Annotated in this window: 16 protein-coding genes; 9 read left to right on the top strand and 7 right to left on the bottom strand. The window is 71.9% G+C overall.

Going from position 1 to position 24,672, the window contains the following annotated elements; translation table 11 throughout:
* Positions 1-16: 16 nt before the first annotated feature.
* The gene (locus tag ACH34T_RS13595) at positions 17-580 is read right to left on the bottom strand and encodes a DUF4352 domain-containing protein (protein WP_395992426.1); all 564 of its coding nucleotides are present in this window, start codon (positions 578-580) and stop codon (positions 17-19) included.
* A 267-nt stretch (positions 581-847) separates the two neighbouring features.
* Positions 848-1,213 carry a PaaI family thioesterase gene (locus ACH34T_RS13590; protein ID WP_395992443.1) on the bottom strand — a complete coding sequence of 122 codons (366 nt, stop codon included), beginning with the start codon at positions 1,211-1,213 and terminating at the stop codon, positions 848-850.
* Positions 1,214-1,446: 233 nt separating this feature from the next.
* Here ACH34T_RS13590 and polA point away from each other — a divergent pair, with 233 nt between their 5' ends.
* The 6 genes from polA to coaE all read left to right on the top strand — a co-directional run bounded on the left by polA (position 1,447) and on the right by coaE (position 11,055).
* Positions 1,447-4,137: a DNA polymerase I gene (gene polA / locus ACH34T_RS13585; RefSeq protein WP_395992425.1), complete on the top strand. Its 2,691-nt coding sequence runs from the start codon at positions 1,447-1,449 to the stop codon at positions 4,135-4,137.
* Positions 4,138-4,807: 670 nt separating this feature from the next.
* Positions 4,808-5,932, top strand: a complete 1,125-nt coding sequence (locus tag ACH34T_RS13580; protein ID WP_395992424.1) for a polysaccharide deacetylase family protein — start codon at positions 4,808-4,810, stop codon at positions 5,930-5,932.
* A 237-nt stretch (positions 5,933-6,169) separates the two neighbouring features.
* Positions 6,170-7,681, top strand: a complete 1,512-nt coding sequence (gene rpsA, locus ACH34T_RS13575; protein ID WP_395992423.1) for a 30S ribosomal protein S1 — start codon at positions 6,170-6,172, stop codon at positions 7,679-7,681.
* 279 nt (positions 7,682-7,960) lie between these two features.
* A complete protein-coding gene (locus tag ACH34T_RS13570) occupies positions 7,961-9,907 on the top strand; it encodes an endonuclease/exonuclease/phosphatase family protein (RefSeq protein WP_395992422.1) in 1,947 nt (648 codons plus the stop codon).
* A 38-nt stretch (positions 9,908-9,945) separates the two neighbouring features.
* Positions 9,946-10,452, top strand: a complete 507-nt coding sequence (locus tag ACH34T_RS13565) for a GNAT family N-acetyltransferase (RefSeq protein ID WP_395992421.1) — start codon at positions 9,946-9,948, stop codon at positions 10,450-10,452.
* A 9-nt stretch (positions 10,453-10,461) separates the two neighbouring features.
* On the top strand, positions 10,462-11,055 hold the full coding sequence (coaE, locus tag ACH34T_RS13560; protein WP_395992420.1) for a dephospho-CoA kinase: 594 nt from the start codon (positions 10,462-10,464) through the stop codon (positions 11,053-11,055).
* Positions 11,056-11,085: 30 nt separating this feature from the next.
* Here the strand turns inward: coaE and ACH34T_RS13555 are convergent, their stop codons facing one another.
* Both ACH34T_RS13555 and ACH34T_RS13550 read right to left on the bottom strand, forming a co-directional pair.
* Positions 11,086-15,120, bottom strand: a complete 4,035-nt coding sequence (locus tag ACH34T_RS13555) for a pentapeptide repeat-containing protein (RefSeq protein WP_395992419.1) — start codon at positions 15,118-15,120, stop codon at positions 11,086-11,088.
* The gene (locus ACH34T_RS13550) at positions 15,117-16,979 is read right to left on the bottom strand and encodes a TIR domain-containing protein (RefSeq protein WP_395992418.1); all 1,863 of its coding nucleotides are present in this window, start codon (positions 16,977-16,979) and stop codon (positions 15,117-15,119) included. Before ACH34T_RS13550 ends, ACH34T_RS13555 begins: the two co-directional genes overlap by 4 nt.
* A 100-nt stretch (positions 16,980-17,079) precedes the next feature.
* On the opposite strand from ACH34T_RS13550, the gene ACH34T_RS13545 reads away from it, so the two are divergent.
* The gene (locus ACH34T_RS13545; protein ID WP_395992417.1) at positions 17,080-18,303 is read left to right on the top strand and encodes an SLC13 family permease; all 1,224 of its coding nucleotides are present in this window, start codon (positions 17,080-17,082) and stop codon (positions 18,301-18,303) included.
* Between the two features lie 8 nt (positions 18,304-18,311).
* Here ACH34T_RS13545 and ACH34T_RS13540 read toward each other — a convergent pair whose 3' ends face one another.
* Genes ACH34T_RS13540 through ACH34T_RS13530 form a run of 3 tightly spaced genes read right to left on the bottom strand, consistent with a single transcriptional unit; the run spans position 18,312 to position 20,991 of the window.
* Positions 18,312-19,199 carry an inositol monophosphatase family protein gene (locus ACH34T_RS13540; RefSeq protein ID WP_395992416.1) on the bottom strand — a complete coding sequence of 296 codons (888 nt, stop codon included), beginning with the start codon at positions 19,197-19,199 and terminating at the stop codon, positions 18,312-18,314.
* Positions 19,196-19,942 carry a hypothetical protein gene (locus ACH34T_RS13535; protein WP_395992415.1) on the bottom strand — a complete coding sequence of 249 codons (747 nt, stop codon included), beginning with the start codon at positions 19,940-19,942 and terminating at the stop codon, positions 19,196-19,198. Before ACH34T_RS13535 ends, ACH34T_RS13540 begins: the two co-directional genes overlap by 4 nt.
* A 35-nt stretch (positions 19,943-19,977) precedes the next feature.
* Positions 19,978-20,991: a hypothetical protein gene (locus ACH34T_RS13530; RefSeq protein WP_395992414.1), complete on the bottom strand. Its 1,014-nt coding sequence runs from the start codon at positions 20,989-20,991 to the stop codon at positions 19,978-19,980.
* A gap of 269 nt (positions 20,992-21,260) precedes the next feature.
* On the opposite strand from ACH34T_RS13530, the gene ACH34T_RS13525 reads away from it, so the two are divergent.
* Both ACH34T_RS13525 and uvrB read left to right on the top strand, forming a co-directional pair.
* Positions 21,261-22,412, top strand: coding sequence for a sensor histidine kinase (locus ACH34T_RS13525; protein WP_395992413.1), 1,152 nt, complete (start codon positions 21,261-21,263; stop codon positions 22,410-22,412).
* Between the two features lie 115 nt (positions 22,413-22,527).
* Positions 22,528-24,645: an excinuclease ABC subunit UvrB gene (gene uvrB / locus ACH34T_RS13520; RefSeq protein ID WP_395992412.1), complete on the top strand. Its 2,118-nt coding sequence runs from the start codon at positions 22,528-22,530 to the stop codon at positions 24,643-24,645.
* Positions 24,646-24,672 lie beyond the last annotated feature (27 nt).

The following is a 24,672-nucleotide window of genomic DNA, read 5'->3' as shown; positions in this document are numbered from 1 at the left end:
TCAGGGGCCCCGGAGGTCAGGGGAGCTTGATCTCGGCGGGTGCGGGGTCGCTGACGGCGCCGACCATCGGGGAGCCGTAGAGCCGGACGGCCCTGGTCTTCGCGCCGCGCGGCACGTCGAACCAGAGATCGAACTCGACGCGCATGGACGCGCCGACGGAAAGCCGCTCCGGCTGCCGCTTGATCATGGTGGCGTTGACGTCGGGGGAGTGGGTCCTGCCGTCGGTGGTGACGAGGCGCTGCCGCCAGGTGTCGAAGACCTGGATGTCGCGGCCGCCGTTGACGGCCAGGACCCGGACGCGGGTGAACGTGCCCTGGGAGTCCATCGCGGCATGGGTGCCCATGACCTCGGTCATGCCCTCGCGGAAGCCGATGACGGTGAACAGCATGTCGGCGCTGCGTCCGCTCTTGCCCTCGGGGACGGACTCGCCCTCGCGGGCCTTCTCCGCCGGGATGTGGTAGTCGGGTCTGGCCTCGGACTTACCGGCCCCGGCCTGTTCGGAACCGGAGCAGCCCGGGAGCGCGGCGGCGGCGAGCGCGATCGAGGCGCCCGCGAGGAGGGCTCGTGGACGAATGCGCATGCCCGGAACGTACGGCCGATCACGGGCCCGCGTGAACGGCCCGGCGCGTATCGCAACGCAACCGCAACCAGTGATGGGCGTACACCGGTGTCGCCGCGCCGATCGCCCGGGCCCGGGCATGCATTGACCCGGGATCACCTTTGGGGCCGTACGAACCTTCCCCGGGCGCGTACGTTGTCTACTCGGTGATCCCGGGCCGTTCCGATCCACGCTACAGACCCCGGGCCGCGCATCGCAAAGGAAGTGCGACCCGACGCGGAAACGAGATCACGCCTCCGGTGCGTCCCGGAGCATGCAGGTGAGGCGGGCGGTGCAGACCCGCCGGCCGTCCTCGTCGGCGATCACGATCTCGTAGGTGGCGAGCGTCCGGCCGCCGTGCGTGCGGGTCGCCACGCCGGTCACGTGCCCGTCGGTCGCCGACCGGTGGTGGGTGGCGTTGATCTCGATGCCGACGGCGATGCGGCCCGCCCCCGCGTGCAGCGCCGCGCCGATGGAGCCGAGCGACTCGGCCAGGACGCAGGACGCGCCGCCGTGCAGCAGCCCGTACGGCTGCGTGTTGCCCTTGACGGGCATCCGCCCCACGACACGCTCCGCCGACGCCTCCAGGAACTCGACGCCCATCGCCTTCGCCAGATCGCCGTGCGCACCGGACGCATCGTGCGCACCGTGCGCACCGGCGGCGCCGGACGCGCCCCCCAAGGGGCTCTCCGCGCCGACATCCCGCGGGCTCACGCCCCCCGTACCAGCCACCAGACCCTGCCTTTCCTGGGGGCGACCCTCAGCCCCCGGGGGAGGAGCCCCGAAGATCCTCGCTCGGGTCTCCGGGCCTCCGCGAAACTGTCGTTGACGCAGACTAGAGTCCTGGTGTGGCGACGAAAGCAGCGACCCCTGACAAGCGTGACCGGCTTCTCCTGCTCGACGGGCATTCCCTGGCCTACCGGGCGTTCTTCGCGTTGCCGGTGGAGAACTTCTCCACGACCGACGGGCAGCCGACCAACGCCGTGTACGGCTTCACCTCGATGCTCATCAACGTCCTGCGCGACGAGCAGCCGAGCCACATCGCCGTGGCGTTCGACCGGTCCGAGCCGACGTTCCGGCACGAGCAGTACGTCGAGTACAAGGCCGGCCGGCAGAAGACCCCGGACGAGTTCCGCAGCCAGGTCAGCCTGATCTTCGAGGTGCTGGACGCGCTGCGCATCCCGCGCATGTCCGTCGCCGGGTTCGAGGCGGACGACATCATCGCCACCCTGTCCGTCCAGGCCGTGAACGCCGGCATGGAGACCCTCATCGTCACCGGCGACCGGGACGCGTTCCAGCTCGTCAACGACGACGTCACGATCCTGTACCCGGTCCGCGGCGTCTCCGAGCTCTCCCGGATGGACCCGGCCGCCGTCGAGACCCGCTACGGCGTCCCGCCCGTCCGGTACCGGGAACTGGCCGCGCTGGTCGGGGAGAGCAGCGACAACCTGCCCGGCGTCCCAGGCGTCGGCCCGAAGACCGCCGCGAAGTGGCTCGCCAAGTACGGCGACCTCGACACCCTCGTCGACCGCGTCGACGAGATCAAGGGCAAGGCCGGCGACAGCCTGCGCGAGCACCTGGCCGGGGTCCTGCGCAACCACCAGATCAACAAGCTCGACACCGAGGTCGGCCTTGAGCTAACGCCGCCGCAGCTGACCATGGGCCAGTGGGACCGCGAGGAGATCCACACCCTGTTCGACTCGCTGCAGTTCCGCGTCCTGCGCGAGCGCCTGTACTCCACGATCTCCGCCGCCGAGCCGGAGGCCGACGAGGGCTTCGACGTCCAGGTGGACGCGCTGGAGCCCGGCGCGCTCGCCGCCTGGCTGGACGCCAACTCCGGCGACCGCCTCGGCATCGCCGTCGCCGGCGCCTGGGGCCGCGGCACTGGCGAGATCACCGCGCTGGCGCTGGCGTCCAAGAAGGGCCCGGCCGTCCACCTCGACCCGGCCGAGCTGATCGAGGACGACGAGCGCGCCCTCGCCGCCTACCTCGCCGACGCCAAGCGCCCCAAGGCGATCCACGAGGCCAAGGGCCCGATGCTCGCGCTCGCCGCGCGCGGCATCACGCTCGACGGCGTCACCAGCGACACCGCGCTCGCCGCGTACCTCGCGCTCCCCGGCCAGCGGACGTTCGACCTCGCCGACCTCGCCCTGCGTTACCTGCACCGCGAGCTGCGCAGCGAGACCGAGGACACCGGGCAGCTCACCCTCGACGGCTCCGGCGAGGAGGAGGCCGCCGAGGCGCTCGCCGTCCGCGCGCGCGCCGTCACCGAACTGGCCGACGTCCTCGACAAGGACCTCGACAAGCGCGGCGCCACCCGCCTCCTGCACGAGGTGGAGCTGCCGCTCGTCGGCGTCCTCGCGGACATGGAACGCGCCGGGATCGCCGTCGACACCGACCACCTCGCCGGGCTGTCCGCGTCCCTCGGCGGCCAGGTCAAGGAGCAGGAGCAGGCCGCCCACGGCGCCGTCGGCCACGAGTTCAACCTCGGGTCGCCGAAGCAGGTGCAGCAGGTCCTGTTCGACGAGCTGAACCTGCCCAAGACCAAGCGCACCAAGACGGGCTACACCACCGACTCCGAGGCCCTCACCAACCTCCAGGAGAAGGAGCCGCACCCCGTCCTAGACCACATCCTCCGCTGGCGCGAGGTCGCCAAGCTCAAGAGCATCGTCGACTCCCTCATCCCGATGGCCGACGACGCCGGGCGCATCCACACCACGTTCAACCAGATGATCGCCGCCACCGGACGGCTGTCGTCGACCGACCCGAACCTGCAGAACATCCCCATCCGCACCGCCGAGGGCCGCCAGATCCGCGAGGCGTTCGTCGTCTCAGGCGACTACGAGTCCCTCCTCACCGCCGACTACTCGCAGATCGAGCTGCGCATCATGGCGCACCTCTCCGAGGACGCGGCCCTCCTCGAAGCGTTCGGCTCCGGCGCCGACTTCCACACGATCACCGCGTCCCGCGTGTTCGGCCTGCCGCCCGAGCAGATCGACTCCGAGCTGCGCGCCCGCATCAAGGCCATGAACTACGGCCTCGCCTACGGCCTGTCCGCCTACGGCCTGTCCCAGCAGCTCCGGATCTCCCCGGACGAGGCCCGCGGCCTCATGGAGGAGTACTTCGAGCAGTTCGGCGGCGTCCGCGACTACCTCCGCGACATCGTCGCCAAGGCCCGGCAGGACGGCTACACCGAGACCATCCTCGGCCGCCGCCGCTACCTGCCCGACCTCAACTCCGACAACCGGCAGCGCCGCGAGATGGCCGAGCGCATGGCCCTCAACGCCCCCATCCAGGGCTCCGCCGCCGACATCATCAAGGTCGCCAGCCTCAACGTCGACCGCGCCCTCCGCGCCGCCGGCCTCACGTCCCGGATGCTCCTCCAGGTCCACGACGAACTGGTCTTCGAGGTGGCCCCCGGCGAGCTCGACGAGCTCAAGACCCTGGTCAGCGCCGAGATGGCCGGCGCCTACGACCTCCGCGCCCCCCTCAGCGTCTCCATGGGCACCGGCCAAACCTGGCAGGACGCGGCGCATTAATTGTATTTCTCTCCTCCTTCGGGCCCTGGGGGCCCTCCATCGTCGAGAAATACGGTGCGATCGCTGCATCGCTCCGGCTCGCCTGGCGGCTCGCTGCGCGATCAGGTTTCTTGCTTCGCTCGAAAACCTGCCTTCGGTCGCGATCGCGGCGGTTTCGGTTGTCGCGGGGTTGCGGTGACGGCTGAGGTCCGCGCACAAGGCCGCGGAGGCCTGCGCACACGGCCGCGGAGGCCTGCGCACACGGCCGCGGAGGCCTGCGCACACGGCCGCGGAGGCCTGTGCGGAAGGCCGCGGAGGTCTGTGCGGAAGGCCGCGGAGGTCTGTGCTCAAGGTTGCTGAGGTCTGCGCAGAGGGTGGCTGATGTCTGTGCTCAAGGTGGCTGGGGGGTTGTGTAGAAGGTGGCTGGGGGTTGTGCGGAAGGTGGCTGGGGGCTGCGTGTAGTGGTGGCTGGGGGTTGTGTGGTGATTGGCGGGGGCTTGGATGCTCTTTGTGACACGACGATCCTGTCGGGCGGCGTCTCTTTTCCTGGGTAAAAGCGGCTTGGCGGGATCCGGGGCGGGGGCGGGGGCTGCGTGGGGATCTTGGGGGTATGCGAGCGGGTGTCCGTAGATGTCCCGGGGGGCCTACTCTGTCCAACGGGTCCTGTTCCGGTCGACCGGCGGGGGGTAGCGTGCCTCTGCTTCACAAGATCGCTGGAGTTGTGATCGTCTGCGCGGTGATCCTGGGGCTGACGCTCCCGGGTGACCGGCGGGGGCGGGAGAAGGAGAACGTGGCCGAGCGGGTCGCGGGCTCGGCCGGGACGGCCGACGCCGCCAGCGCCCGCAAACCGGGTGCCAGTCCGGTGCCGGGCGGATCCGGGTCGCCGTCGGCGTCCGCGACCCCGACCGGGCCGATTCCGGCGGCCGCGCCCGGGGCGGCGGCCGTCAAGGCGAACGAGCTGGGCCAGGTCCCGGTGCTGATGTACCACCGGATCGTGAAGAAGCCCGAGATGTCGCTGGACCGTTCGGCGAAGGAGCTGTACGACGAGCTGACCCGGCTCGCCAAGGGCGGGTACTGCCCGGTCACGGCGGGCGAGTTCGCCGGCGGACGGTTCAACGTCCCGGCGGGCAAGCACCCGGTGGTGCTGACGTTCGACGACAGCACGCCCGGTCATTTCACGCTCGACGCGTACGGCAGGCCGCAACCGGACACCGCGGTCGCGATCATCCAGCAGGTCGCCCGGGAGAATCCCGGGTTCCGGCCGACGGCGACGTTCTTCCTGAACAAGGAGCTGTTCGGGATGGAGGACGGCCCGGCCGCGGCGGGGCTGAAGTGGCTGCTGCAGAACGGGTTCGAGCTCGGCAACCACACGATGACGCACCCCAACCTGGCGGGTATGTCCGAGAAGAAGGTGCACGACGAGATCGGCGGGATGGAGGACCGGATCGTCCAGATGACCGGGGCCCACACGGCGACGCTCGCGTATCCGTTCGGGTCGGTGCCGCGCAAGGAGAAGTGGGCGCGCGAGGACGGCGGGCGCTACTCCTTCCAGGGGATCTTCCTCGCCGGGTGGCGGCCGTCGACGTCGCCGTTCGACGAGGAGTTCGACCGGTGGAACATCGACCGCGTGCGCTCCGAAGGCAAGATCAAAGAGAACGACTGCACCAGGTACTGCTCCACCGCGTGGCTCGAATATCTGGACAAAAACCCTGATGAGCGGTACATATCTGACGGAGACCCGAACACCGTGACGTTTCCGAAGCCGGCCGAGGACCGGCTGGCCAAGGAGTACCGGGCGCGGGCGCGAACCTACTGAACGACGCGCGCCCGACCGGATTGACCACGCGAGATTGGTCCCATATCCTGATCGCTGCGCTGTGGGCCTGCGCGCGCTTCGGACGGAGCAGGCTCGCGCTCGGTCAGGTCGGCGACAACGGTTCGGTTCTATGACGCGGCAGCGACCACGTCCCATTCCGGTCTTCGGCAGGGCGGATAACGGCCCTCCGCGCATAACCCATACGACTTCCATGTCCGTACCGGAGCCAGCCGACACATGACGAGCAGCACCGAGGCCACCTCGACCACCCCGCAGGTAGCGGTCAACGACATCGGGTCAGAGGAAGCCTTCCTCGCCGCGATCGATGAGACCATCAAGTACTTCAACGACGGCGACATTGTCGAAGGCACTGTCGTCAAGGTCGATCGTGACGAGGTCCTCCTCGACATCGGCTACAAGACCGAGGGCGTCATCCCCTCGCGCGAGCTGTCCATCAAGCACGACGTCGACCCGAACGACGTCGTGTCCGTCGGCGATCACGTCGAAGCCCTCGTCCTCCAGAAGGAGGACAAGGAGGGCCGGCTGATCCTGTCCAAGAAGCGCGCCCAGTACGAGCGCGCCTGGGGCACGATCGAGAAGATCAAGGACGAGGACGGCATCGTCACCGGGACCGTCATCGAGGTCGTCAAGGGCGGGCTCATCCTCGACATCGGGCTGCGCGGCTTCCTGCCCGCCTCGCTGGTCGAGATGCGCCGGGTGCGCGACCTGCAGCCGTACGTCGGCCGCGAGCTCGAAGCCAAGATCATCGAGCTGGACAAGAACCGCAACAACGTGGTCCTGTCCCGCCGCGCCTGGCTGGAGCAGACGCAGAGCGAGGTCCGCCAGACCTTCCTCAACACCCTGCAGAAGGGCCAGGTCCGCAAGGGCGTCGTGTCGTCCATCGTCAACTTCGGCGCGTTCGTCGACCTCGGCGGCGTGGACGGCCTCGTGCACGTCTCCGAGCTGTCCTGGAAGCACATCGACCACCCCTCCGAGGTGGTCGAGGTCGGCCAGGAGGTCACGGTCGAGGTCCTGGACGTCGACATGGAGCGCGAGCGGGTCTCGCTGTCGCTCAAGGCGACGCAGGAAGACCCGTGGCAGCAGTTCGCCCGCACTCACCAGATCGGGCAGGTCGTGCCCGGACGCGTCACCAAGCTGGTGCCGTTCGGCGCGTTCGTCCGCGTCGAGGAGGGCATCGAGGGCCTGGTGCACATCTCCGAGCTGGCCGAGCGGCACGTGGAGATCCCCGAGCAGGTCGTCCAGGTCGGCGACGAGATCTTCGTGAAGATCATCGACATCGACCTCGACCGGCGCCGGATCAGCCTGTCGCTCAAGCAGGCCAACGAGGGCGCGGCCGGAGTCGAGGAAGAGGACTTCGACCCGACGCTGTACGGCATGCCCGCCGAGTACGACGACCAGGGGAACTACAAGTACCCCGAGGGCTTCGACGCCGAGACCGGCGAGTGGCTGGACGGCTTCGACGAGCAGCGCGAGACCTGGGAGCGGCAGTACGCCGAGGCCCGGTCCCGCTTCGACGCGCACCGCCGGCAGATCGAGGAGGCCCGCAAGGCCGAGGCCGAGGCCGGCGCCGAGCCCGCGGGCTCCGGCGGCGGAGGCGGCGGTGCCGCCGCCGGCGGCGGCGGCGAGACGTCCTACTCCGGCGGCGGGGAGAGCGAGTCCGGCGGTGGCGCGCTCGCCACCGACGAGGCCCTCGCCGCGCTGCGGGAGAAGCTGTCCGGCGGCCAGTGACCGACCCGGCGGTTCTTGCCGGATGTCTGGGGCTCGCGCCCCGGACGGGGTACTGAACCGCCCCTAGGTGCGCTTCGTCGCGACGGGGCCGTGACACGGTGACGTCCGTGACCACGGCCCCGTGCGGCGGCCGGTGACATACCGACCACGGCCGGAGAACGATCCTGCGGGATCGGGCTCCGGCCGTGCTCCGCTGCGCCGGGTTCGGTAGCCTCGCCCTCGTTCTGCGGGTCCGCCCGTCCCGTGCGGTCCGCTCGTCCCCCGGGAGCACACGTTCAATTGGCCAGTACAGACGTAGGCACGCGAACCGACGGCTCCGCAGGGCCGTCGATCGTCCCGCAGGGTCCCGCGCGGCTCGCGCTGATCGCGGTGACCGTCGCGGTGCTCGCGCAGACGCTGCGGTTCTCGCTGCCCCAGCTCGACCGGTTCGCCGACGAGGCCGGGACCGGGGTCGCCGCCGGCGGCGTCCTCGCCGTGTACCTCGCCGGGTTCGCCGCGCCGCTGATCCGCCGCGCCGCAGGCCCGCGCGGCCTGCTGATCGCCGGTGTCGGCGGGCTCCTCGCCGTCCGGCTGCTCGCGCAGGCCGTCGACCCGCGCACCTGGCTGGCGTTCGCCGGCACCGCGATCGGCATGATCGCCGTCGCGGCGCTGTACGAGGGCGCCCGCGGCCTGTCCGGCGTCGGGTTCGCCACCGCCACCGTCGCCGGGCTGTCGATCGACACGGCCGTGCGGATGTGCTTCGCCACCTGGGACCCGGTGTGGCGGTCCGGCGTCGGGCCGTGGCTGGCGTGCCTGGCGTTCGTCGGCCTCGGCGTGGCCGCGCTGTACCGGGAGCTGTCGTCCGGGCCGGTCGCCGCGCCCGGGATCTCCTGGCGGGACGCGCTCGGCGCCGCCGCGTTCGGACCGTTCCTGGCGCTGCAGGTCCTCGTGCTGTCCAGCCCCGCGTTCGTGGCGTCGTCGGGCTGGCGGTCGCTGACCGCCGCGCACGTCGTGATCGTCGCCGGACAGGGGCTCGCGCTGGCGTTCCTCGCGTCCGGGCTCGCCGTGCGGGCCGTGCCGGGCGGGGTGTGCGTGCTCGGCGGCACCGTCCTCGGGGTCGGCGCGGGCGCCGTCGCCGGGACGTACGCCGTCTCCGGCATCGAGGTCGTGCCGATCGTGATCCTCGGGCAGGTGCTGTCGGCGTGGCTGCTGGCGGTGGCGTGCCGGGCGCCGCTGCGCCGTGCCGGGACCGGCGGGCCGGTGTGGCGGATCGACGCGGGCGCCGCGCTCGGCGGGCTGCTCATCGTCGTCGTCCTCGTCCCGTACCAGGTCAGCGCCGTGTCGCCGCTGCCGTTCCCGAACAACCTGCTGCCCGGCCTCGCCGGGATCCTGCTCGGCGCGCTCGCCGCGATCGCCGCCGCGCGCGGCGGTCCGCTGCCCGCCCGCGCCCCGCTGCGCGCCCTCACCGCCGGCGGCGCCGCGCTCGGCCTGCTCGCCGGGACGGCGGTGTTCACCGTCGCCGCGCCGGACGGGACGGCGCAGGCCGCACCCGTCCCCGGGACGGTGCGGGTGCTCAGCTACAACATCCACGACGCGGTCGACCAGTCGGGGCGGCTCGACCCGGAGGGCGTCGCGCGCGTGATCGAGGGGCAGCGCGCCCAGGTCGTCCTGCTGCAGGAGGCCGGGCGCGGGTCGCTGCTGTCCGGCACCGCCGACGTCGGCGTGTGGCTGTCGCGGCGCCTCGGCATGAGGCTGATCTGGGGGCCCGCCGCCGACGGGCAGTTCGGCAACGCGATCCTCACCTCGCTGCCGGTGCGCAGCTCCGGGACGGGCCGCATGCCGCGCGGCGACTGGTCGCAGATCCGCGGCTACGTGTGGGCGCGGCTCGGCGTCGGCGGCACCACGATGGACGTGTGGTCGACGCACCTGGAGGGCGGCGACGGCAAGGCCGGCGAGCGGTCCCGGTCGATCGCGGCGCTGCTGCGGGCCTGGGGCGGCGCGCCCCGCACGCTGATCGGCGGCGACTTCAACGCCGAGCCCGGCAGTCCGGAACTGGCCGCGATGACGGAGGGCACCGACCTGCGCAGCGCCGCGATCGGCGACGACGCGTCCCCGACCAGGGCGGACGGCGCCCGTGTCGACTGGATCTTCGGGTCGGACGGCGTGCTCGTCACCGAGTACGACGTGCCGGTCTCCCGGGCCTCGGATCACTATCCCGTCGCGGTGACCGTCCGGATCGGCCGCTGAGCGTACCCGGCGCGCGTTCCGCCGCTAGGGTCAAGCCCATGACGGCCATGAGCGAACCCGCGGTCGTGATCGAACGGGCCGTCCCGCAGGACGCCGGGCAGGTGCTGACGGTTCAGCGCGCCGCCTACGTCACGGAGGCGCAGCTGTACGGCGACCCGTTCATCCCGCCGCTCGTCGAGTCGGTCGAGCAGCTGCAGAAGGTCCTCGCAGGTGACGCGGTGGTGCTGAAGGCCGTGCTGGACGGGCGTCTCGTCGGCGCCGTCCGCGCCCAGTTCAGCGACCACACGTGCCTGATCGGGCGGCTCGTCGTCGTCCCCGACCTGCAGGGCCGCGGCATCGGCGGACGGCTCCTCGCCGCGCTGGAGGACGAGGTGACCGGCCGCGCCGACGCGTGCGTGCTGTTCACCGGGCACCTCAGCGAGACGAACCTGCGCCTGTACCGGCGGCTCGGCTACACCGAGACGCACCGGGAACGCGTCGCCGCGCACCTCACGCTCGTCCACATGCGCAAGCCCCTCGTCCCCGCCGGGAAGGTCGACGGCTAGGGTGAGTTTGTGCTGAAAGTGGGGCTCACCGGCGGGATCGGATCGGGGAAGAGCGAGGTGTCTTCCCGGCTGCGCGAGCGCGGCGCCGTCGTCGTCGACGCCGACAAGATCGCCCGCGAGGTGGTGGAGCCGGGGACTCTGGGCCTCGCCGCCGTCGTCGCGGAGTTCGGCGAGGAGGTGCTGCTCCCGTCCGGCGGCCTCGACCGCGAGAAGGTCGGCCGCATCGTGTTCGGTGACGCCGACCGGCTCGCGGCGCTGAACGCGATCGTCCATCCGCTGGTGGGGGAGCGGACGAAGGAGCTGATGGAGGCCGCGCCCGCGGGGGCCGTCGTCGTCTACGACGTCCCCTTGCTGGTGGAGAACGGGCTGGCCGGGATGTACGACGAGGTCGTGGTCGTGGACGCCCCCGAAGAGGTCCAGCTCGACCGGCTGGTCGCCCGGCGCGGCATGACGGAGGAGGACGCCCGCGCCCGCATGGCCAGCCAGGCGTCCCGTGAGGACCGCCTCGCCGTCGCCACCCGCGTCATCGACAATTCCGGCACCCTCGACGACCTGAAATCCCAGGTCGACGCCCTCTGGGAATCCCTCGTCCGCCGCGCCTGACGCGGTATTGCGAATGGCGTTGGGGCGGGCTCAGAAGGGGGCGTCCAGGGGGAGTTGGTGGACTTCGCGTAGGTAGGCGTCCAGTTCACCGGGCTCGAAGCGGCACATGCCCACGGCGTACCAGAATTCCGCGGTGGCGTTGCCTTCCCATTTGTAGCGGCCGTCGGGGGCCAGGGCGGCCCATCCTTCGGCCAGGCCGAGGAGGGTGGCGCGGTGGGCGGGGGCGCTGGGGTCGGTCACGTCCCAGAGGATGATGGCACCGTCGTCGCCGGCGGAGGCCAGGTGGGCTCCGTCCGGGCTGAACGCGACCGACCAGACGCGGCGGGTGTGGCCGGTGAGGGTGTGGACGGGCTCGCCGGTGGACGGGTCCCAGAGGCGGACGACCATGTCGTCGCCGGCGCTGGCGAGCAGGGTGCCGGACGGGTGGAACGCCGTCGTCCACAGGCGGCCGGTGTGGCCGGTGAGGGTGTGCAGGGAGTGTCCGCTGGACGGGTCCCAGAGGCGGACCGTGCCGTCGTTGCTGGCGCTTGCGAGGGTCTCACCGGACGGTGAGAAGGTCACGCGGTAGACGCGGTCGGTGTGGCCGCGTAGGACGGCGGTGAGTTCGCCGGTGCGCGGATGCCAGAGGCGGACGAGGCCGTCGTCGCAGCCTGTGGCGACCAGGGCGCCGCCCGGCTGGAAGTCGATGGAGCGGACGCGGCCCCGGTGGTCGGCGAGGTTGACGGTCTCGCGGCCGGTGGTCCAGTACCAGAGGCGGACGGTGTCGTCGTCGTTCGCGGTGGCGAGGACGTCGCCGGCGGGCGAGAACGCCTGTGCCCACACGTGGTCGGTCTCCACGTTCAGCTCGCGTTCGAAGGTGCCGGTCCCGGCCTGCCACAGGTGGACGCCGCCGTCGTTGGTGGCGGTGGCGAGCTGGGAGTCGCGGGTGTTGAACGCGGCGGAGGTGAGGTTGTCGGCGACGCCGCGCAGTTCGCGGATCATCCGCCCGGTGCGGGGGTCCCAGAGCCGGACGAGGCCGTCGTTGCCGCTGCTGGCGAGCATGCCGCCGTCCGGGCTGAACGCGACGCCGGTGACGCGGCGGCCGTGCCCGCGTAGGACGACGCGGCACTGGCCGGTCTCGGCGTCCCAGAGGCGGGCCGTCCCGTCGTTGCTGCTGGTGGCGAGCTGGGCGCCGTCCGGGCGGAACGCGAACGGCCACACGGCGCCGCGGTGCCCGGCCAGTTCGAGGCGCTGGCGGCCGGTCAGCGGGTCCCACAGGCGGACGGCGCCGGCGTTGTCGGCGGTGGCGAGCCGTCCGCCGTCCGGGCTGAACGCCGCCTGGTAGATGGCGCCGCGGTGGCCTTGCAGGGTGGTGCGCTGGCGTCCGTCCTCCCAGATGCGGACGGACGCGTTGGTGTCGCCGGTGACGAGGATGTCGCCGTCCGGGTGGAAGGCGATGGCGTAGACGCGGCCGGTGTGGCCGAGGAGTTCCTGCCTGATCTCGCCGGTGCGGATGTCCCAGAGCCGGACGGCTCCCTCCTGGTCTCCGGCGGCGAGGAGGGAGCCGTCCGGGTGGAACACGGCCCGGTACACGGCGCCGCGGTGGCCGGTCAGTTCGCGTTGCAGGGCGCCTGTGGCGATGTCCCAGACGCGTAGCGTGCCGCCCATGTCGCCGGTGACCATGAGGGAGCCCGCCGGGTCGAACACTGCCGTGTAGACGGGTGCGGTGTGCCCGGGCAGCTCGTGCAGGAGGGCGCCGGACGCGCTGTCCCAGATGCGGATGGTCCCGTCGGCGGCGCCCGCTGCGACGAGGTCGGCGCCCGACGGGGAGCGTCCGCCGACGACGACCGGCCACACGCCTTCAGGGTGGACCGTGAGGGTGTGGGTGGTGTGGCCGGTGGCGAGGTCCCAGATGCGGACGGTGCCGTCCGCGGACCCGCTCGCCAGAAGGTTGCCCGGGGAGTCGAACGCCACCGCGTAGGCGCGGTCGGTGTGGCCTTGGAGCGTGCGCAGGGGAGTGCCAGTGACGGCGTCGCACACGAGGACGCCGCCGTCCTCGCTGCCCACCGCCAGTACGGAGCCGCCTGGACTGTAGGCGAGCGGGTGGGGGAGGCGGCTGGTCTGGAAGTGGAAGCCGTACGGGACGCCGACCGCGGGCGGGGCGACCTGCAGGTCGATGGGGCGGCCGGGGGCGATCGCCGCCTCGCGCAACTCGGGCGCGTTGGCGATCCGGTCGGGGAGCGCGGCGTCGACGAGGGCGGCGCGCGTCCAGCGGCTGCCGTCGACGGAGACGTCCCGCAGGTCGGCGCGGGCAAGGCGGGCGCGGGACAGGTCCGCGCCGCGCAGGTCGGCGCCGGTCAGCTTGGCCTCGTCTAGGCGCGCCCCGGCCAGGGACGCGTCCCGCAGGACGGCGCGCGACAGGTTCGCGCCGACGAGCTGCGCGTCGGTGAGGTCGGCACCGGTGAGGTCCACTTCCTGTAGGTCGCGGTAGGACAGGTCCTCGCCCTGCAGGCGCGCGCCGCGCAGATCGGTGCGCGCCGGTGTGCGCAGCCGGGTCGTGATGCGGATCGCGTTGGCGCGGGCCAGGTCGTCGGCCTCAGGGTCGGCGAGCACCCCGGCCGCCCACTCCTGGCACGCGCGGGTGTCGGCGAGGTCGCAGAGGAAGTCGACGGTCAGCTGGGTCAGCGCGCGGCGGCCCAGCGCGGACGGCGCCGCGCCCTTGGCGAACTCGTCCGCGATGTGCCGCGCGACCAGCCACTCCATGACCGACGTGTGGATGAACCCGAAAAGGCCCTCGTCCGTGCGGATCAGCAGGCTTCCGGCGCCGACCGCGTGCGTCACCTGGTGCGGCGACATGCGCCCTCCGGCGAGGCCGGTGAGCGCGTCCCCGACGTCGGTGAGCTCGGCGAGGCGCAGGAACTGCTCGTTGCCCTCCCACAGGCGCAGCGCCAGCGTCCCCACGGCGCGCCACATGTCGTCGGCCTTCAGCCCGGACGGGCCGCCCACGCCGCCGACCCGGTCGGCCTCGTACGCCAGCCACGACGACAGGATCTCGTGGTACAGGTCGGCCGGGCTGACGGCCCGGCGCGCCTGCGCGACCGCGCGGAGCCGCTCCTCGGGCAGGTCGGCGATGAACGACAGCATCCGCGGGTTGGACGTCAGCGCCAGCAGTTCCTCGATGCCGGACAGCAGCGTCAGCCGCGCCTCGGCGACGTCCTCGTCCCCGTAGCGGTTCACCAGGTACGAGCGGACCTGCGGGGGCGCGAACTCCTCCAGCCCGAGGACGCGGCGGTGCGGCAGGACGCCGACCTTCTCGCCCAGCGCCGTCAGCACCTGCGCCTGCGACTTGAAGTGCTGCGTGCGGCTCGCCACCACGATCTTGGCCTTGTCCTGGGCGGCCTGCAGCAGCGTGTCGAGGTGGTCGGCGGCCTTGTCGTAGGTCATCCGCGTGACCAGCTCGTCGAAGCCGTCGAAGAGCAGGACGATGCGCCCCTGGCGGAGCATGTAGTGGAACGCCTTGAGGTCGATCAGCTCTTCACCGTGGTTGGCCAGGTGCGCGGCGACGAGACCGTCCACCGAGTGCGCCTTGTCCAGCGCCCGCAGCTCGATCAGGATCGGGATGACGTGCGGGAGCTCCTCGGGGATGCGGCGGGCCAGCTCCCGCAAGGCGAACGTCTTGCCGCGGCCGAAGTCGCCGAGCAGCAGCAGGAACCGGCCGTGGTCGGCGGCCAGCAGGCGCAGCATCTCGCCGACGACGTCCTCGCGGACGTCCGTGGCCGAACCGCTTGCCTCACCGGAGCCGGTTTCGCCGCGGAGGCGGTCGAGTTCCCGGTAGCGCTGCGGGACGTACAGGGGCGGTGGATACAGGCCGCCCGCGGAGAGCCGTCCCGTCTGGGCGGTCACGTACTCCGACAGGTCGACGAGGCCCTGGAACTCGGTGAGGCTGCGGACCCGGATGCCGCGCCGCAGAGCGTCGTCGCGCAGGGAGCGCGCCGGTGCGGGCCCCAGGTACACCAGCTCGGACCCGTGGTCGGTCCCGTCGGCGTGCACGTGGCGGACGAACGCGTCCACGTCCGCCTCGGTCACCTGACCCACGTGTGGGCGCCGATGCGGTACTGCCGGACGAACCCGTCCTCCAGGTGGGTCAGCAGGAGGTGCGGCGGGTCGGCGTGGCCGTCCTCGCCCGGCGGCGGGACGATGCGCCGGATGGTCGCGCGCTCGAACCGCGTCTCGCACGCCTCCGTCAGCCGGTCGAGGAGCCGCGCCGTGGGGTCGGGCACTGGGTCGACGACGCCGTCCGTCCTGGGGCCGAGCTCTGGGGCGGGCGGGGCCGGCGGGGTCTCCGCCACCGGCGGCGGGAACGTTCCCTGGACGCTCGACCACGGCACTTCCAGCCGCTCCGGGCCGCGCCGTTCGGCGTCCTCGGGGATCCACCGGTCCAGGCCGTCGCGCCGCATGACGACGATCTGGTGCCGTCCCGGCCCGAGCGCTGGGACGGAAGGCACGCCGTTGCCGAGCAGGGGAATGGCGCCGAATTCCGACTCCGCCCCCTGGAAGAACAGGTTGATGTGGCCGCCGAGCAGCATCTCGACGGTTTCGGGGTCGCGGAGCGCCCCCGGCTCACCGGAGATGGGGGTGTGTTCGATCGCCCCTAGGCGGAGCCATCCTTCGCCTTCGAACTCGCGGAGGCGCTCGTTGAACCAGGCGGCCTGCGCCCGTCCGACGTGTCCGTACCGGTCGGCCTCGCGGTGGGTCTGCGGCAGCGTCGAATTGAGACCGGCGACGACGACCCGCAGATCGGGGACGGGGAACAGCGTCCACGGCTGCGCGCTGTCGAAGATGAGCGCGTCGATGCCCTGGTAGAACTCCTTGAACAGCCCCGCGTAGTGCCGCCATTTCGGCCAGTACGGCGGCTGCGGCTCGATGTCGTCGGCCTCGCAGCTGGAGAAGTACGCCTGGCACGCGGCGCGGGTCACGTCGTGGGTGCCGGGGACGACCACGACCCGCTGCGCCTCCAGGCCCAGCAACGCGCGCAGGCTCGTCAGGAACGACAGCGCCTCGGCGAACTCCTTGCGGCTGCCCGAATGGGTGATGTTGCCGGTGACGACGAGAAGTTCGGGCTGCGGCACACCGGAGTCGGCCAGCCGCGTGACGTCGCTCCAGATGCGGTCCTGCAATTCGGTGGCCGTGGTGGGTTCGCCGGGCTCGGCGAGCGTCCGGCCGAACCGGGGTCCCGAGACGTGCAGGACGGTGAGGTGCTCGCGTGGCTCGTCACCGCCGCCGTCCGCCGCGGGGAACGCCGGCGCGGCCGCGGGCGCCCGCCTGGCGGGCCGCTCCCCGGCCGGATCCGGCCGGGCCTCCCCCTCGCCGGGACCGTCGGCGTCCCCTCCCGGATGGCCTCCGGGGCCGTCAGCCGCCTCCAGACGGCCTGGAAGCGGCGGCCGGGACTCGGGGAGGGCCGGGCCCGGGCCTGGGAAGCCTGGGCCGTTCTGGGGCCGCGCGTGGCCGGCGAGCGCCTCCTCGATGCGCCGCATCAGCAGCCCGCGCGCCTCGTCGGGGTCGTCGATCCCGACCAGGTCGACGTAGGTGATCGTGGACAGCAGCCCGTCGATCGGGCAGTCCTCGATGCGGACGGTGACCAGCTTGCGGGCCGGGTCGTCCGGGTCGGCCCGCAGCGCCGCCATCCACTCCAGCCGCCCGTACCTGGACCGCAGGTAGTTGCTCGACAGCACCGCGACCACGGCCTTGGCCTCCGACAGGCCCCGGTCCATGAAGTCGATGAAGTTGGTGCCGGGCACGAAGTCCCACGCCTGCATCATCGTCCGGTGCCCGGCGGCCTCCAGCTGCCAGGCGATCCAGGACGCCCACCGCTCGTCCGCGGGCGAGTAGCTGATGAAGAAGTCGGTCGGACGCTCCTGCCTGGGGTGGCCGCCGGGGGGTGTCATGCGGCCAGTATCGCGCGGCGGGACGGGGAATTCAGCGCGCCGTGCCGCCTTGCGGATCATGGAGTCCGGCGCGCCGCACGGGCTATGGGATCATGGCGCGGTGTCAGGCCGGATCGAGACCGCGCGTCGCGCGGCACGCTCCCTGGGAGTTCTCGACTGGATCCGCATCGGCGTCCTCGTCCTGGGTGTCGTGTTCGTCGCCACCGGTCTGCTGCCTGCCGATACGGCGCGTTCCAGTGTCGAACGGGTCGCGCCCCTGCTGCTCTTCTTGTTCAGCGTCATCGTCCTGGCGGAGCTCACCAAGGAGGCCGGGGTCTTCGACGCGATCGCGCAGCGGCTGGCACGGGCCGGGCGCGGGAACTATGGCGCGCTGTTCGTGCTGTGCGTGGCGTTCGCGTCGCTGACCACCATCTTCCTGAACCTCGACACGACCGCCGTGCTGCTGACACCGGTCATGCTGGCGCTGGCGGCGCGCGCGCACATCGCGACGCTCCCGCTGGCCATGACCACCGTGTGGCTCGCCAACACCGCCAGCCTGCTGCTGCCGGTGTCGAACCTCACGAATCTGCTGGCCGCCGACCGGGTCGCGTTGGAGACCCGCGAATTCGCCGCGCGCATGTGGGCGCCGCAGCTCGCGGTCCTGGCCGTGACCATGGCGCTGCTGTGGGCGTTCTACTGGCGGCGACGGATGCGGGGCGCGGACACCTACGACCCGCCTGAGCCCGCGCCTGTCCAGGACCGCGTGCTGTTCTCCGCCACCGGGCTCGCCTGCCTGATCTTCATCGGCGCGATCCTCGCCGGCGTGCACACCGGCGTCCAGCTCGGCATCGCCGCGACCATCCCCGCCGTCGTCGCCGTGGGAGCCTTCGCCGTCCGCGACAGGGCGGCGCTGCGCCCCGCGCTGATTCCGTGGCAGCTGATGGTGTTCGTCACGGGCCTGTTCTTGGTCGTGCCGACGCTCGAACGGTTCGGGCTGGACGACGCCATGCGCGCCCTCGTGGGCGGGGACGACGGCGCCGGGGGCGCGTTCCGGGCCGCGTTCGCGGGAGCCGGGCTGTCGAACGTCCTGAACAACCTGCCCGCGTATGTGGCGGGGGAGTCCGCCGTGCCCGCCTCGAACCGGGACCAGCTTCTGTCACTGCTCATAGGGACGAACGTGGGGCCCGTCATCACGCCGTGGGGGTCGCTGGCCACGCTGCTGTGGTTCGAATGGTGCCGCCGCTGGGACGTCCGTGTCCCCATGCGCAAATTCGTGCTCACGGGGACGGCCTTGGCCGTCGCGGGCTGCGTGGCCACCGTCCCGGCCCTGCTGCTGACCGGGTGAGCGTTCCGCTAGGCGACGTGGCCGTTCTGGTCGCCCAGCCGTGCCGTGATCTTCGTCGTGGTGGCCAGCAGGCGGTCGAGCAGTTCCGGGCGCGCCGCCACGAACCCCAGCTCGGACGCCGGACGGTCGATCTCCAGCTCGTAGGGGCGCCCGTCCAGGCGGCGCAGCTCGGCGCCCGCCTCGGCCGCCAGCAGCGCCCCGGCCGGCAGGTCCACGATCTCGGGCAGATAGCCGACGATCCCGTCGATGTCGCCGCGGGCCAGCATCGTCCACGCGACCAGTGGCGCCCAAAGCTGGAGCATCCGCGCGCACTGGTCCTCCAGAGCCGAGCGCATGGCGAACGCCACGGGATCGCTCGACTTGACCTGATGGCCTTGCGTCCATGCCAGGACGGGATTCTTCTCCCGTCCAGGCCGTGGACGGTCTGCGAGCGTCAGCGGCGCACCGTCCGGCCCAACGGCGCCCCACCCGCGCACGGCGGACCACGTCTGTCCCGCCACCGGGTCGTGGACGACGCCCAGAACGGGTTCGGCGCGTGCGCACAACGCCAAGCCCACCGCGTACACCGGCATCCCGATCGCCACGTTGTTGGTGCCGTCCAGGGGGTCGACGAGCCAGACCATCTCCTCGCCTGGCGCGCCCTCCAGGACCCCGGACTCCTCGGCGACGATGCGATGCCCCGGATAGGCGTCCCGCAGCAGGCCGACGATCAGATCCTCGGCCGCCGTGTCGAGATCGGTCACCACGTCCCCGCCCGTGCCTTTCACACGGGTGCCCAAGGGCCCGCCCACGCCCGCGCTGAGCAGGTCGCCCGCCGCTTCGGCGGCGTCCACCGCCAGGCGGCGGGCCGCCGCGAGATCGACCGGGAGGGCCGGTGACGGGGTCATGGATCTCATCGGGTCTCTCCAGCCGGGTCCGGCACGCGGCCGAGGGACGCGGCCCGCGCATAGGTCGGATGAGCGGCGGTGACCCTGCGGGCGGAACGCCGAAGGGCACGCACCGTGTCGGCATGGTCGGAACGCGAACGATGCACCCGGTGACTGGGAGTGTCCAGAGGGCCGAGCGACAGGTCGCCACCGCCGGGCGTCTGGCGGCCCAGGGCGACCGTGGCCGCTTCCTCACCGTCCTCGATGAGCGTGGTGTGGAACACACCGGCCGGCAGGGTGTACGACTCGCCTGTCCGGTGCGCGCTGGAACGGCCGGGGGAGTACCGGACGGCGCGTCCGGTGGCCCTCAGCTCGTCCACGTCGCCCTGGCTGACGACCTCGAAGACCTGCTGCGTCGCCTCCGCCGACTCTGCAGTCGCCTCCGCCGACTCTGCGTCGGCGCCCGTCCGGATGTCCATCCGCACGTTCCGCACCGTCCCGTACAGGACGAAGCTGAGCAGGTCCCAGCTGTGGCAGTGCACCAGCGACGTGGTGGACGGCGCCGCGCGCACCTCGGGCGTCCAGATGTGCAGGCACACGCCGAAGTCGCCGGTGCGCTCCACCGGAAGGCACACGAACCCCAGCGGATGGCGCAGGGCGGGAACGGCGGAACGGCCCGCCGCGACGTCGTCCAGGACGCGCCCGGCCCAGGCCGGCAGTGTCCGCGCCGCCGTACCGGCGTGGATCTCCTGGCGGATCTCCTCGTACCTCACTCCGTCACCAGTTCACGGTCACTCGTGCTCAACGGTTACTCGTAGGGGTCTCTGGCCCGCAGCGCCTTACGGATGATCTCGATGACGTCGCGGTCGGTGTAGCCCTGCGCGAGGTCGATCCCGATCACCTCGAAGAGCTTGCGGACCTCCTCGACGGTCGGCTCGTCGTCCAGCGGCGCCAGCCGCGCCTGCTCGACGGGGACCCGGCGGGCCTGGTCCAGGCTGGTCTGCAGCTCCGCGCTGACCCAGCTGTAGTAGAACTTGTTGCTGTCGACGACGAGCGCCTCCCCGCGCGGGTCGTCGCGCGTGACCACGACCTTCGACGACGCCAGGTCGTAGCGCAGCGTCGTCATCGTCCGCGACAGGCCGATGTCGATGTCGAGCATCGCGAACCGCTGCTTGTGCCAGCACGCCGCCAGGAGCGTGGCGTACGCCTCCTTGCGGGTGCGTTCCAGCGTCCAGGGCTCGCCCGTCGCGTCCGGGCCGTCCGACACCGAGCGGCGGTGACGCGCGTACGCCTCGCAGACCTCCACGTTCGTGGGGTCGAGGATCTCCAGGCGGAACAGCAGGGTACGGCGGTCTCTGCGCGCCGCCGCCACGCACTCGGGGAGCGTCCGCGCGCGGATGTAGGTGCCCGTCCCGCCCTTGAAGAACCACCGGTCGGTCTCGCGCCGCGCCTCCTCCAGCACCTGCGCCACCTGCGCGCCGCTGATGACACGGACGACCGTGGTCTCGTCCAGGGCGCGCTTGGTGTCGGACAGGACGTTCTCGAACCTCTCGATGTGGGTCAGCCTGCCGCTCAGGTCGTCCAGCGTGGACGACGACGCCCGCAGCGTGTCGCGCACCTCCGCCTCGACGGGGATGCGGCGCCCGCGGTCCCGCAGCACCGACGTCGCCAGGAGGCCGATCACCGCGAGGATCGCGCTGTTGGTGATCTCCGCCTCGTTGTCGAACTGCACGCCGAGGCCGATGACCGCGACGACGACGGCGAGCACCAGCGCGATCACGGCGTCGGCGTTCTTCCCGAACCAGTTGGTAAGGCGGGTCATGTTCTGCGGTTACCCCGTCCTGGGTCGGCGCCGGAGGCGCTTCGGGGCGCGGTTCGGGGGCGCGGGGGTCGTCCCCACTCGAACAGCACGGTCGGTGCCGTCATCGTAACCACAGCACCCGGAGCGCGGGAAAGCCCCATGGGCAGGGGGATTCGCGTGCCTTGCGGCGATCCGGCCCGGCATCCGCCCGCCGGTGTCCTGACCTGGGCGGCTTCGCCGTCCTGACCAGGTCGGCCTTGGCTACCCGCGGGTCGCTATAGGCTCGTCGCATGCACGTGCGGGGCTGGTGGTCGTCCGCGTGGCCTGCCCGGCGGTCACGCGCTCTCGACATCGCCATGGCCGTGACGTTGGCCGCCGGCGACGGCTGTTTCCTCTGGTTCGTCGAGCAGGACTTCTGGCTCCCGCCGCCCGTCGTGTCGGTGTGCAGCGTCATCGTCGGCCTGGCCACGGTCGTGCGACGCGTGTACCCGGTCGGCCTCATGCTCTTCCTGCTCGCCTTCGGCACGGTCACCGGAGCGGGCGCGTTCGCCGCGCTCGTCATCCTGTACTCGCTCGCCGCGTACACCACGTCCCGCAGGACGGTCCTGACACTCGCGCTGATCGGATACGCCAGCTCGCTCGCGTTCCCCGGGCCGACGTCGTCGGATGAGTCCTTCCTCGCACAGGCCATATTCGGTGTCGCGTTCGTCGCCGTGCCCGTCCTGCTCGGCCTTTACATGGGCGCGCGGAAGCAGCTCGTGGTCTCGCTCCAGGAGCGGGCCTCGCGCCTCGAACGGGAACAGCACCTTCTGGCGGAGCGCGCGCGGGGAGAGGAACGCACGCGTATCGCCCGGGAGATGCACGACGTGGTCGCCAACCGGATCAGCGTCATGGTCGTGCACGCCGGGGCCTTGCGGGCGATCGCCGTCCGCGACCCGAGCCGGGCCGCCGAGACCGCCGGCGTCATCGGGGACATGGGACGCCAGGCCCTGGAGGAACTCCGCCACGTCATCGGCGTCCTGCGGCAGGGCGAGGAGGCGCTGCCCCAGGAGGCGGTGACCCTGGCGCACGTCCGCGAGCTGGTCGGGCAGTCAGGCGCGGCGGGCCTGCGCGTGGACTTGGCGATCCGCGGGGACGAGCGCCCCATGCCCGCCGCCGTCGGACGGACGGTCTACCGCCTCGTCCAGGAGGCGCTCACCAACGTCCACAAGCACGCCGGCGCCGCCGACACCCGCGTCGGGCTCGACCTGCTCCCCGAGGCCATCGAGGTGGAGATCGCCAACGACCCGCCCACCGCCCGCCCCGAGCACCGCCTGCCGAGCGGCGGGAACGGCCTGGTCGGGCTCCGCGAGCGCGTCACGGCCCTCGGCGGCAGCTTCGAGGCCGGGCCCCGCAGGGGCGGCTACGCCGTCCGCGCCCGGATCCCGCTCCCGGCCTCCTGACGGCGCCGCCCGGGCCCGGAATTCTGGGCTTGACCAGCGCGGATACGGAATGTCGGTGGCCTTGCGTACTGTTGGGGAAGCACGGGACGACGCTGGACTGAGGGGGAGGGCGACGATGCGGCCGATCACGGATCTGCGGCGGCGCGTGGCGCCGTTCGAGGTCGTCACCGAGATGACGCCGTCGGGCGACCAGCCGCAGGCGATCGCCGAGCTCGCCGCCCGCGTCGACGCCGGCGTGAAGGACGCGGTGCTGCTCGGCGCCACCGGCACCGGCAAGACCGCCACGATCGCGTGGCTGGTCGAGAAGGTGCAGCGGCCCCTCCTGGTCATGCAGCCGAACAAGACGCTCGCCGCCCAGTTCGCCAACGAGCTGCGCGAGATGATGCCGCGCAACGCCGTCGAGTACTTCGTCTCCTACTACGACTACTACCAGCCCGAGGCTTACATCCCGCAGACCGACACCTACATCGAGAAGGACTCCTCGATCAACGACGAGGTCGACCGGCTGCGGCACTCGGCCACCAACTCGCTGCTCACCCGCCGCGACACCGTCGTCGTCGCGTCCGTGTCCTGCATCTACGGCCTCGGCACGCCGCAGGAGTACGTCGACCGCATGGTCCGCCTCCGCGTCGGCCAGGAGATCGAGCGGGACGACCTGCTCCGCCAGCTCGTCGGCATGCAGTACACCCGCAACGACCTCGCGTTCACCCGCGGCACGTTCCGCGTCCGCGGCGACACCATCGAGATCATCCCGCAGTACGAGGAGCTCGCCGTCCGCATCGAGATGTTCGGCGACGAGATCGAGAAGCTCGCCACCCTGCACCCGCTCACCGGCGAGCTGATCACCGAGGACGAGGAGCTGTACGTCTTCCCCGCGTCCCACTACGTCGCCGGGCCCGAGCGGATGGAGCGGGCCATCCGCGACATCGAGGCCGAGCTGGAGGACACCCTCGCCACGATGGAGCGGCAGGGCAAGATGCTGGAGGCGCAGCGGCTGCGCATGCGCACCACCTACGACGTCGAGATGATGCGGCAGGTCGGCACCTGCTCCGGCATCGAGAACTACTCCCGCCACATCGACGGGCGCGGCCCGGGGACCGCCCCCAACACCCTCCTCGACTACTTCCCGGAAGACTTCCTCCTCGTCATCGACGAGTCCCACCAGACCGTCCCGCAGATCGGCGCGATGTACGAGGGCGACGCGTCCCGCAAGCGGATGCTGGTCGAGCACGGCTTCCGGCTGCCGTCCGCCATGGACAACCGGCCCCTCAAGTGGGAGGAGTTCCTCGACCGCATCGGCCAGACCGTGTACCTGTCGGCGACGCCGGGCTCGTACGAGATGAACCGCGTCAAGGGCGACGTCGTCGAGCAGGTCATCCGCCCCACCGGCCTCATCGACCCCGAGGTCGTCGTCAAGCCGACCAAGGGCCAGATCGACGACCTCATCCACGAGATCCGGGAGCGCACCGAGCGGGACGAGCGCGTCCTCGTCACCACCCTCACCAAGAAGATGGCCGAGGACCTCACCGACTACCTCCTCGAACTCGGCATCCAGGTCCGCTACCTGCACAGCGAGGTCGACACGCTGCGCCGCATCGAGCTGCTCCGCGAGCTGCGCGCCGGCGAGTACGACGTCCTGGTCGGCATCAACCTGCTCCGCGAGGGCCTCGACCTGCCGGAGGTGTCCCTCGTCGCGATCCTGGACGCCGACAAGGAAGGCTTCCTGCGCTCCGAGACGTCCCTCATCCAGACGATCGGCCGCGCGGCCCGCAACGTGTCCGGCCAGGTCCACATGTACGCCGACACGGTCACGCCGTCCATGGAACGCGCGATCGACGAGACCAGCCGGCGGCGCGCCAAGCAGCAGGCCTACAACGCCGAGCGCGGCATCGAGCCGCAGGCCCTCCGCAAGCGCATCGCCGACATCCTCGACTCCCTCGCCCGCGAGGACGCCGACACCGAGACCCTGATCGGCGGCACCGGCCGCCAGCAGAGCCGCGGCAAGGCCCCCGTCCCGGGTCTCGCGTCCCGCACCAGGGAGGTCGGCAGGCACGCCGCCGACCTCGTCGGCGACCGCCCCCGCGAGGAGCTGGAGGGACTGATCGAGCAGATGACCGCCCAGATGCACCAGGCCGCCGCCGACCTGCAGTTCGAGCTCGCCGCCCGCCTCCGCGACGAGATCAAGGAGCTGAAGCGCGAACTCCGCGAGATGAAGGAGGCCGGCGTCAAGTGAGCCCCCGCGCGGGAGCCTCCGGAACGC

It is taken from the genome of Actinomadura sp. 9N215 (assembly GCF_044326345.1).
Taxonomy (GTDB): Bacteria; Actinomycetota; Actinomycetes; order Streptosporangiales; family Streptosporangiaceae; genus Spirillospora.
The sequence above is the reverse complement of the archived record's forward strand: the minus strand, read 5'-3'. Positions and strand labels throughout refer to the sequence as shown.